The organism is Leifsonia sp. PARNA 1/14, from assembly GCF_055720965.1.
Genome location: NZ_JBVQSP010000001.1, coordinates 667,943 through 677,330, shown reverse-complemented (window position 1 = coordinate 677,330; position 9,388 = coordinate 667,943). Strand labels below are relative to the sequence as shown.

General features: G+C 71.4%; 10 protein-coding genes. 5 read left to right on the top strand and 5 right to left on the bottom strand.

Annotated features, from left to right (window positions below; all coding sequences use genetic code 11):
- Window positions 1-391 (top strand): hypothetical protein (locus AC0HS0_RS03430; protein ID WP_472962117.1); only part of this gene is annotated, 391 nt, incomplete at its 5' end.
- Window positions 392-435: 44 nt separating this feature from the next.
- Window positions 436-1,737 (top strand): MFS transporter, encoded by a 1,302-nt coding sequence (locus AC0HS0_RS03425; protein ID WP_472962113.1) that lies wholly within the window; start codon window positions 436-438, stop codon window positions 1,735-1,737.
- A 19-nt stretch (window positions 1,738-1,756) separates the two neighbouring features.
- Here the strand turns inward: AC0HS0_RS03425 and AC0HS0_RS03420 are convergent, their stop codons facing one another.
- Window positions 1,757-2,392, bottom strand: coding sequence for a putative glycolipid-binding domain-containing protein (locus tag AC0HS0_RS03420; RefSeq protein WP_472961657.1), 636 nt, complete (start codon window positions 2,390-2,392; stop codon window positions 1,757-1,759).
- A 96-nt stretch (window positions 2,393-2,488) separates the two neighbouring features.
- On the bottom strand, window positions 2,489-3,658 hold the full coding sequence (locus AC0HS0_RS03415; RefSeq protein WP_472961656.1) for a citrate/2-methylcitrate synthase: 1,170 nt from the start codon (window positions 3,656-3,658) through the stop codon (window positions 2,489-2,491).
- Window positions 3,659-3,709: 51 nt separating this feature from the next.
- On the opposite strand from AC0HS0_RS03415, the gene AC0HS0_RS03410 reads away from it, so the two are divergent.
- On the top strand, window positions 3,710-4,942 hold the full coding sequence (locus AC0HS0_RS03410; protein ID WP_472961655.1) for a citrate synthase: 1,233 nt from the start codon (window positions 3,710-3,712) through the stop codon (window positions 4,940-4,942).
- 13 nt (window positions 4,943-4,955) lie between these two features.
- Here AC0HS0_RS03410 and AC0HS0_RS03405 read toward each other — a convergent pair whose 3' ends face one another.
- From AC0HS0_RS03405 to AC0HS0_RS03395, 3 genes are read right to left on the bottom strand one after another with little or no spacing between them, the layout of a single operon-like run.
- A complete protein-coding gene (locus AC0HS0_RS03405) occupies window positions 4,956-5,615 on the bottom strand; it encodes a methionine ABC transporter permease (RefSeq protein WP_472961653.1) in 660 nt (219 codons plus the stop codon).
- The gene (locus AC0HS0_RS03400; RefSeq protein WP_472961652.1) at window positions 5,612-6,637 is read right to left on the bottom strand and encodes a methionine ABC transporter ATP-binding protein; all 1,026 of its coding nucleotides are present in this window, start codon (window positions 6,635-6,637) and stop codon (window positions 5,612-5,614) included. The genes AC0HS0_RS03405 and AC0HS0_RS03400 overlap by 4 nt, the downstream gene beginning before the upstream one ends.
- A gap of 4 nt (window positions 6,638-6,641) precedes the next feature.
- A complete protein-coding gene (locus AC0HS0_RS03395) occupies window positions 6,642-7,601 on the bottom strand; it encodes a MetQ/NlpA family ABC transporter substrate-binding protein (protein ID WP_472961650.1) in 960 nt (319 codons plus the stop codon).
- A gap of 162 nt (window positions 7,602-7,763) precedes the next feature.
- Here AC0HS0_RS03395 and AC0HS0_RS03390 point away from each other — a divergent pair, with 162 nt between their 5' ends.
- Both AC0HS0_RS03390 and AC0HS0_RS03385 read left to right on the top strand, forming a co-directional pair.
- Window positions 7,764-8,018, top strand: coding sequence for a BatC protein (locus AC0HS0_RS03390; protein WP_472961649.1), 255 nt, complete (start codon window positions 7,764-7,766; stop codon window positions 8,016-8,018).
- Window positions 8,018-9,271: a cupin domain-containing protein gene (locus tag AC0HS0_RS03385; RefSeq protein WP_472961648.1), complete on the top strand. Its 1,254-nt coding sequence runs from the start codon at window positions 8,018-8,020 to the stop codon at window positions 9,269-9,271. Before AC0HS0_RS03390 ends, AC0HS0_RS03385 begins: the two co-directional genes overlap by 1 nt.
- Window positions 9,272-9,388: the final 117 nt, after the last annotated feature.

Sequence of the window (9,388 nt, the reverse complement as noted above, 5' to 3'; positions counted from 1 at the left end):
GGTCGACGAGCACGGCGGTCTGGTCCGCAGCCTGAGCGCGACGCTCCCGCCGATGCTGGGCAACGCGATCGCGACCCTCGTCGTGCTGGTCACCCTGGTCATCGGCGTCATCAGCCTGGTCTACACCTGGACCGGAAACGCCGACGAGTTCCTCCCGTTCTTCCAGGTGACGGTGGCCGCCACGGTCGTGTCGCTCAACGCACTCTACGCGCGTCGCACCTTCAGCTACGTCATCACCCTGATCGGCGCCATCCTCTGGCTCTGGGTCTCCGTCACCCCGTTCGTACCGTTCTGGCAGGTCGTGCTGCAGGCGGTCACGGTGACCATCATGCTCTTCGGCGTCGTCTTCTCGGTGGCGGCCGTCTCGCTCAGCAAGAAGCCCCGGTTCTGAGCACCGAGCAGGCCCCCGGCACGAAGGAGCCCGACGATACGCGGCTGTCGCGTACGCGGCACTTCGTCGACCTCAGCCCGCTGAGGGAGTCGCCGGCGTTCGCCCGGCTCTGGACCGGAGGCGCGATCTCGGGCATCGGCGGCCAGATGACCGTCGTGGCCGTCGGCCTCCACATCTACGACCTCACCCACTCGACCCTCGCGGTCTCGCTCGTCGCGCTCTTCGCGCTGGTCCCGATGATCGTGTTCGGACTCTACGGCGGCGTGCTCGCCGACGCGTTCGACCGGCGGACGGTCGCGCTCGTCACCGCTGTCGTGGCCTGGGCCTCCACCGCCGGTATCGCGCTCTTCGCCTGGATGCACATCCAGGTCGTCTGGCCGCTGTACGTGCTGACGACGATCAACGCGGTGGCGACGGTCATGATCGGCGCGACCCGACAGGCGATCACGCCGCGGCTGCTGCCTCCCCGCCTGCTTCCGGCGGCGAGCGCGCTCGGCGGCATCAGCATGGGCGTCATGGTCACCGTCGGCCCCGCGCTGGCGGGCCTCCTGGTGGCGAGCGTGGGCATCCCCTGGACGTACACCGTCGACGTCATCCTGTTCACGGCGGCATTCCTCGGCATCTTCACCCTCCCCTCGATCGTGCCGGAGGGCGAGCGGCAGAGCGCCGGCCTCTCGTCGGTCCTGCAGGGGCTGCGCTTCCTGAAGTCCGCGCCGAACCTCTCCATGACGTTCGTGCTCGACCTCATCGCGATGACCTTCGGACAGCCGCGCGCACTGTTCCCGGCGGTCGGCGCGCTGCTCATCGGCGGAGGCCCGGTCACCGTCGGCATCCTGACCGCCGCCGGCGCGGTCGGCACACTGGTCTCCAGCGTGTTCTCCGGTCGCCTCGGGCACGTGCGCTGGCAGGGCCGTGCGGTCGAGCGGGCCATCCTGGTCTACGGCGCGTCCATCCTCGGCTTCGGCATCGTGCTCGCCGTCGTCGCGTTCAACGGCACAGCGGGAGGCGGCGCCACCTTCGCCGAGGCGAACCTCCCGGCACTCATCGCAGCGACCGTGCTGCTCGCGGCCTCCGGCGCGGCGGACAACGTCAGCGCGATCTTCCGGATGACCATTCTGCAGGCCTCGGCGCCCGACGTCATGCGCGGGCGGCTCCAGGGCGTATTCACCGTCGTGGTGACGGGAGGTCCGCGCCTCGGCGACCTCTACATCGGCGTGCTCGCACTCACCGGGGCGCTCTGGTTCCCGCCGCTGCTCGGCGGCCTCCTGATCGTGGTGCTCGTCGCGACCGTCGTGCGGGTCCAGCGCGGCTTCCGCCACTACGACGCGCTCGCTCCCACCCCCTGAATGGCGCCCCTCGACGCTCTCAGCGAGTACGGATGCGCCGGGCCAGCCGTGGATAGTCGATGACGAGGCCGTCCTCGTCGACGCCCAGGTCGGCCGTGAAGCCGCTGCCGACACTGCGATAGCGCACGATGGCCCGCCCGGCCTCCGGGTCGAACGGATGCGCCGCGCTGTACGCCTGCCTGCTGCCGACGACCTCGAGCGAGGGGAGGTCCACCCACGCCATCGTCAGCTCGGTCTCCTCCAGGCCGTGCAGCGCGCCCAGCCGCAGGACCGGCATCGTGTTGGTCACCGGGCAGAGCGCCAGGTCGCAGTCCAGGGCGCCGTCGACGCTCGACGGATCCGCGATCCCCGGAGCCGCCATGGGCTCCTCGTGATAGCGGTCGTCGCCGTGCGTGTACGACTCCGACTCCCAGCGGCCGTGCGCATCACGGGTGAGCACGAGCCAGCGTGTGAAGCCGCGCCCGTCGACGGCGACCGACAACCGGGAGGTCACCCAATCCGGCCCGGTCTCCAGCGCCCAGCTGGTGACGTAGTCCGTCGTGCGCGAGGTGCCGAGCGCATCCAGCCGATCGGGCGCGAAGGTGACGACCGCCGCCTCCAAGCGCTCCGGGTCCTCATCGCCGACCCACTCCACGTGCCGCACTGCTCCGCGCATGGCATCCGCCTCCGTCCCTGGGCTCCGTCCCGTGGAGCGGCGTGACTCCGCCCGAGCAGCACGATACGCTCACGCCATGCAGACAGCGACAGCCAGTCAGGCCGCGATCGTCCGCGCCGGGAGCGGCATCGGCGCCGCCGGCCCGTCGTAGCGCGACGACGGCCGCAGGATCTTGCCGTCGGCCGCCTGCTCCAGGATGTGCGCCGTCCAGCCGACGACGCGCGCAACCGCGAACGTCGGTGTGAACAGCGTGCGCGGGATGCCGCACAGCTCCATGACGACACCGGCGTAGAACTCGACGTTGGTGTGCAGCTCGCGTCCCGGCTTGAGCTCCGCGAGCAGCTGCTGCACACGCTCCTCCACCCGCACCGCGAAGGCCACCCGATCGCCGCCGAAGCCCTCCGCCACCTCGCGCAGCAGCCGTGAGCGCGGGTCCTCCGTGCGGTAGACGGCGTGACCGAAGCCCATCACGCGGCCACCGCCGCGCACCGTCGCCGTGATCCACTCGTCGATGCGGTCCGGAGTCCCGATCGCGTCGAGCGTGTCGAGGGCGCGACTCGGCGCGCCGCCGTGCAGTGGACCCGAGAGCGCACCGAGCGCGCCGTCCACGGCCGCCGCGACGTCAGCGCCGGTCGAGGCGATGACGCGCGCCGTGAACGTGGAAGCGTTGAAGCCGTGGTCGATGGCCGCGGTGAGGTACGCGCTCAGCGCGTGCTCATGGGCGGCGTCCGGCACGCGACCCGTGACCAGGCGGAGGTAGTCCGCCACGTGGCCGAGGTCGTCGCGCGGCGCCGGAGGCGTGCCTCCGGCCGCGTACGCGTGCAGCGACGCCAGCAGCGCGGGGGTGACGGCGGCGACCCGGATCGCGTCCGTGATGCGGGCCTCGGCCTCCTCGTCGTACACCGGCCGCATCCGGTCGTGCGCGGCGACCGCGGCGAGCGCCATGCGCAGGCCGGCGAGGGCGTCGCCCTCCGCCGTGAGCCGGGCGAGCGCCGGCAGCAGTTCGGCGACCTCCGCGGGCACGCGGCGCGCCACCGCGATGCGCTCACGGAACGCCGTCAGCTCGTCGGGCGAGGGCAGGTCGCCGAAGAGCAGCAGATACCAGGCTTCCTCGAAGCTGCGCTCACGCGCGAGGTCGATCGCCGAGTACTGGCGGTAGTGGTAGAACCCCTCCTGCCCGCGCACGTCGCCCAGTGCGGTGTGCGCGGCGACGACGTTGGTCAGTCCGCGCGGGACGTCGATCAGGGTGTCGTTCATGCGGTCCATGGCAGTAGTGTGAACGTGGATTCTTCAAACGTCAACGTTGATCGGATCAACATGCCTTCGTCACCCGAGCCGGATAGCCTCCCTCGCCTCACAGCGGAGCAGACGGCCGAGCGCCTCGGCGTCAAACTCGAGACGCTCTACTCCTACGTCGCCCGCGGACTGCTCCACCGCACGCGCACAGCCTCCGGATCCGCGTTCGACCCGCTGGAGGTCGAGACGTTCGCCGCTGCCCGGCGACGTAAGTCGCCGCCCTCCCCCGCACGATCGGAGGGGCGACCGCTCATGGTCATCGAGACCGACTTCGCACTGATCGACGACGGCGAGCTCTACTACCGCGGCCGGCCCGCCGCCGGGCTGGCCCGCGAGCCGTTCGAGGCGGTGGCGCGCTGGGCCCTCACGGGTCGGTGGGATCCGGCTGCGCGCTTCGCCGCCGGTCCAGGGCTGGAGGACGCCCGACGCGTGGCGCGCGCACTGCCCCCGGGCGCGGGCGACCGCGACCGGCAGCTGGTGGCCGTGACCGCACTGGCGGCCGCCGACCCGCTGCGTACCTCCCTCGACCCGGCGGCCGTGGCCGGCGCAGCCGAACGGCTCATCGCCGGAATGGTGCAGGTTCTGCCGGTCAAGTCGGCACCGGAAGCACCCACCCTCTCCGGAGAGCTCTGGTCGCGGTTGAGTCCGCGACCTCCATCGCCGCAGCTGCTGCACACCCTCGACGCGGCGCTCGTGCTGCTGCTCGATCACGACCTCGCCGTGTCGACCCTTGCCGCGCGGGCCGCCGCCTCCGCACGGGCGACGCCGTACGCCGTCGTCGTCGCGGGACTCGGCGCCCTCGACTCGCCGCTGCACGGCAATGCCAGCCGCGCGGCCCAGCGGATGCTCGCGCGCGTCGCCGCGGGCGAGGAGCCGGCCCGCGTCGTCGCCGACGCCGTGGTGGACGGGCACGGGCCCGTGCCGGGCTTCGGGCAGCCGCTCTACCCCGCCGGCGACCCGCGCGCGCGGATCCTGCTGGGCATGCTCGCGGACGACCCCGCCGGCGCGCCCGTGGTGGAGGCCGTAGAGGCGCTGGCCGCGCTCCTCCACGACCGAACGGGCGCCGCCCCCAACTCGGACCTCGCCCTCGCCGCACTCTCCCTCGCCGGCGGGATGGCCGACGACGCGGGCGAGGTGATCTTCGCCACCGCGCGCACCGCCGGGTGGATCGTGCACGCGCTCGCGGAGTACCGCGAGCGGCCGCTCCGCCTCCGGCCGGTGGGTCGCTACACGCCCGCGTCGTCGGCGCCGTAGACGCAGTGCCGGCTCAACGGCGCAGCGCTTTGCGGGCCAGCGTGTTACCGAGGAACTGCGCGACCTGCACCAGGAAGACGATGGTGAGCACCGCGACCCAGGTGACCACCCAGTTGTAGCGCTGGTAACCGTACGAGATCGCGAAGTCGCCGAGACCTCCGCCGCCGAGGCTGCCGGCGACCGCCGAGAGGTCCACGATCGCGACGAACACGAACGTGTAGCCGAGGATCAGCGGCCCGAGCGCCTCCGGAATCAACAGCGTCGAGATGATTCGCCACGGACTGGATCCCATCGCCCGCGCCGCTTCGATCACGCCCGGGTCGATGGTCACGAGGTTCTGCTCGACGATCCGCGAGATCGCGAACGTCGCCGCGATCGTCATCGGGAAGATCGCGGCCGGAGTGCCGAGGAAGGTGCCGAGCACGGCCTGCGTCAGCGGGGCGACCGCGGTCATGAAGATGATGAACGGAATCGGCCGGATGAAGTTGACCAGCACGTTCAGCACCGCCGACAGCGGCCGGTTCTGCAGGAGGCCGCCCGGTCGCGTCGTATACAGCAGCACGCCGAGCGCGAGCCCGAGGATGCCGCCGAGGACGAGCGTCGCGAGCACCATCCACAACGTCTGGCCGATGGACGTCACGTAGACCGGCCACAGGGTCGACCAGTCGGTCATGCCGCCACCTCCTCGATCTCTGTCACCGTGCGGAGGTCGGCGATCAGCGCGTCCACGGCGTCCGGCTCGCCGAGAAGCTCGAGCGTCAGGCTGCCGAACGACTTGCCCTGCAACGCGGAGATGCCGCCGTAGACGATCTCGAAGCGCACGCCGTGGCGGCCGACGGCGTCGGAGAGCACCGCGCCGAGCCGGCCGTCGTCGTGAATGCGCGCAGAGACGATCCGTCCGGAGTGCTTGCCGCGCAGACGCGCGACGTCGGCCTCCCCCGGCTGGTTGCGCAGCACCGTCCCGACGAAGCGCTGCGAGGTGGGCGTCTGCGGGTCGGAGAACACCTCGAACACGGTCCCGGTCTCGATCACCCGGCCGGCGTCCAGGACGGCCACACGGTCGGCGATCGAGCGCACGACCTCCATCTCGTGCGTGATGACGACGATGGTGACGCCGAGCTCGTCGTTGACCCGCTTCAGCAGCGCGAGCACGTCGGAGGTGGTCTCCGGGTCGAGAGCGCTGGTGGCCTCGTCGGCGAGCAGGATGGCGGGGTTCGTCGCCAGGGCGCGGGCGATGCCGACGCGCTGCTTCTGGCCTCCCGAGAGCTGGTCGGGGTACGCCCACGCCTTGTCGGTGAGCCCGACGAACGCGAGGAGCTCGGCGACGCGCTGTTTGCGCTTGTCGGCCGGCCAGCCCGCGACCTTCAGCGGGTAGGCGATGTTCGCGAACACGGTGCGCGACCGGAACAGGTTGAACTGCTGGAAGATCATGCCGATACCGGCACGCACGCCGCGCAGCTCGCGCTCGCGCAGCGTGGTCAGATCGCGGCCGTCGACGATCACCGAGCCGGACGTCGGGTGCTCGAGCGCGTTGATGAGCCGCAGGAGCGTGCTCTTGCCCGCACCCGAATAGCCGATGATGCCGAAGATCTCGCCGCGTTCGATCGTCAGGTCGATGTTCTCGACGGCTGCGACCGCGGCGTCACCCGAGCGGAAGCTCTTGGTGACGCCGCGGAACTCGATGAGGGGGCTCACGTGCCTACTTCGCCGCCTCGATCGTCTTCTCGAGCGAGTGCAGGATGCCGATGAGGTCGGCCTGCGGCTTCTGGACGATCACGGCCGTGTTCTTCGAGTCGGCCAGTACCGCGTCCTGGACAGCTGTGGAGTGGTACAGCTCGGCGATCTTCAGGTACGTCTTGTTGGTCTTGTCCTTGTCGCGGGCGACGAAGGCGTTGATGTAGGGCTCCGCCGTCGCACTCTTCGGGTCGTCCTGGAAGAGGGCGGACTGGGGGTCGAGGCCGGCGGTGAGCGCGAAGTTGTTGTTCACGACGGCAGCGGCCGCCGAGTCCAGCGCGGGAGCGGTCTGCGCGGCATCCACCGGGATCACGGTGACCTTCGACTCGGAGGCCACGATGTCCGCGGGGGTCGCCAGCGTGTTGCCGCCGTCCTTCAGCTTCAGGAGGCCGGCCTTCTGGAGGACGAGCAGCGCACGGGCCTGGTTCGTCGGGTCGTTGGGGATCGCGATCTGCGAGCCCTGCGGGATGGCGTCGACCGACGTGTACTTCTTCGAGTACAGCGGCAGCGGTACGACCAGCGTCGAGGCGATCGGCACCAGGTTCTGCTTGGACTGCACGTTGTAGTTCGCGAGGAACTGCAGGTGCTGGAACAGGTTGAGGTCCAACTGGCCGTCGGCGAGCGCCGGGTTGGCCTGCGTGTAGTCGCGGAAGCCGACGACCTGGAGGTCGATGCCCTGCTCGGCCGCCTTCTTCTTCAGGATCGGCCAGTACGGCGCGGCCTGCTCGGTCGTCCCGACCTTGACGGTGACCGTCTTGCCGGCGGCGTCGGCGGAACCGGCACTGTTGGCGTTCACCACGGCGAACACCGCACCCACCACGGCGATGACCGCGACGATCGCGATGCCGACGATCCAGGGCGTCTTGGAGCGCTTCGGCTTCTCGGGAAGTGCGGGAACGGTCCCGGGCGGGGTGGCGTCGGACATGGCTGTGCCTCTCTTGTGAAGGGGTGGGGAGTGCCGGCGAACGGTTGGCGGCACATCGAGCCTCCCAAGAGCAGACGGGACGGTCAAAACTCGTTCCGAAATATGACGTGCGCGCGTAGTGTGACGGCATCCGGTACCTTCGGGCGACGAGAAGGAGAACACATGGGCGCGATCGACGACGACGACATCAGCACCAGCGCATCCGGCGGAGGCGAGGGCCCCGCCGACGGCGGGGCGAATCCGGGAGGCCACGACGACGGAGCCGACGTCTCGGCCGGCGGTGAAGGGCCCGCCGACGGCGGCGCCGACTCGGGAGGCCACGACGGAGGAGCCGACGGCTCGGCCGGCGGCGAAGGCACCGCGGACGGCGGGGCTGACCCGGGAGGACACGACGGCGGAGCCGACGGGTCCGCTTGATGACGACCGATGAGCGCGGGCCGGGCGACCGGCCCGCGCTTTCGCGCTGCACGACGCTCGACGCCGCCGAGTTCGCCGACCGGTTCTGGGCGCGCGGCCCGCTGTTCACCCGCAGCGACCGGCTCGGCCAGGACTTCTCCGACCTGTTCTCGCTCGAGGCCGTCGACGAGCTCGTCGCCCGACGCGCCCTCCGGACGCCGTTCGCGCGCATGGCGAAGGAGGGCGAGGTCCTCCCGTCCGCGCGCTTCACCGGGCCGGGCGGCTTCGGCGCCGAGGTCGCCGACCAGCTCGACGCCGATCGCGTGCTCGCCGAGTTCGCCGCCGGCTCCACCCTCGTGCTGCAGGGTCTTCATCGCACCTGGCCGCCGATCGCGGAGTTCTGCCGCAGGCTCGCAGCGGAGCTCGGTCATCCGTGCCAGGTCAACGCCTACATCACACCGGCGTCGTCGCGCGGTTTCGATCCGCACTACGACGTGCACGACGTCTTCGTGCTGCAGATCGCCGGCGAGAAGCACTGGCGCATCCACGCACCCGTGCACCCGGACCCGCTGCGCGATCAGCCGTGGAGCGACCACCGGGAGGCCGTCGCGGCCCGGGCGCTCGAAGAGCCCGTGATCGACGAGGTGTTCCGCCCGGGCGATGCGCTCTACCTGCCGCGCGGCTGGATCCACTCGGCGGAGGCGCTCGGCACGGTCTCGGTGCATCTCACCATCGGCGTGGCGGCGTACACGCGGCAGGAGATCGTGCGGCAGGCCGTCGCCCGAGCCGCGGACGCCGTCCCCGCACTGCGGTCGTCGCTCCCGCTCGGGTTCGATCCCGACGACGCGGAGGCCCTGCGGCCGCTCGTGGAGGCGACGCTCGACGCGCTCCGTGACGCGCTCGACGACCCGGGCGCGCGCGGCGCAGTGACGACGGAGGTCGCGCGATCGCTCGCGCGGCGCCGGACGCTGGACTCGCCGCCCGAGCCGGTGCAGCCGCTCGCGACGGTCGCCGCGGCCGACGCCCTCGGGCCGGACTCCGTCGTCGTGGCTCGCACCGGACTGAACCCGCGGGTCGTCGCCGACGACACCACCGTGTCGATCCGGCTGCGCGCCACGACCGTGACCCTGCCGATCGCCGCGCACGCCGCCGTGCGCCGGTTGCTCGACGGCGACCCGGTGCGCGTCGGCGACCTCCCGGAGCTCGACGCGGAGTCGGCGCTCGTCGTCGCACGCCGACTGCTCCGAGAAGCGGTCGTCGTGGTCGCTCCATGACCGACGCTGCCGACGCTCGCACTGCCTCCGACGTCGTCTCGGTCGGCTGGCTCCCGTGCAGTGATCGTGCTCGCGAGCGCGGCGACCCGTTACCCGGAACAGCGGGGCGCGGCGACC

Excerpts from the sequence above, each read along its gene's own strand:
- AC0HS0_RS03420 (WP_472961657.1), bottom strand. The coding sequence starts at position 2,392 with ATGCGCGGAGCAGTGCGGCACGTGGAGTGGGTCGGCGATGAGGACCCG.
- AC0HS0_RS03415 (WP_472961656.1), bottom strand. The coding sequence starts at position 3,658 with ATGGACCGCATGAACGACACCCTGATCGACGTCCCGCGCGGACTGACC.
- AC0HS0_RS03410 (WP_472961655.1), top strand. The coding sequence starts at position 3,710 with ATGCCTTCGTCACCCGAGCCGGATAGCCTCCCTCGCCTCACAGCGGAG.
- AC0HS0_RS03405 (WP_472961653.1), bottom strand. The coding sequence starts at position 5,615 with ATGACCGACTGGTCGACCCTGTGGCCGGTCTACGTGACGTCCATCGGC.
- AC0HS0_RS03395 (WP_472961650.1), bottom strand. The coding sequence starts at position 7,601 with ATGTCCGACGCCACCCCGCCCGGGACCGTTCCCGCACTTCCCGAGAAG.
- AC0HS0_RS03390 (WP_472961649.1), top strand. The coding sequence starts at position 7,764 with ATGGGCGCGATCGACGACGACGACATCAGCACCAGCGCATCCGGCGGA.
- AC0HS0_RS03385 (WP_472961648.1), top strand. The coding sequence starts at position 8,018 with ATGACGACCGATGAGCGCGGGCCGGGCGACCGGCCCGCGCTTTCGCGC.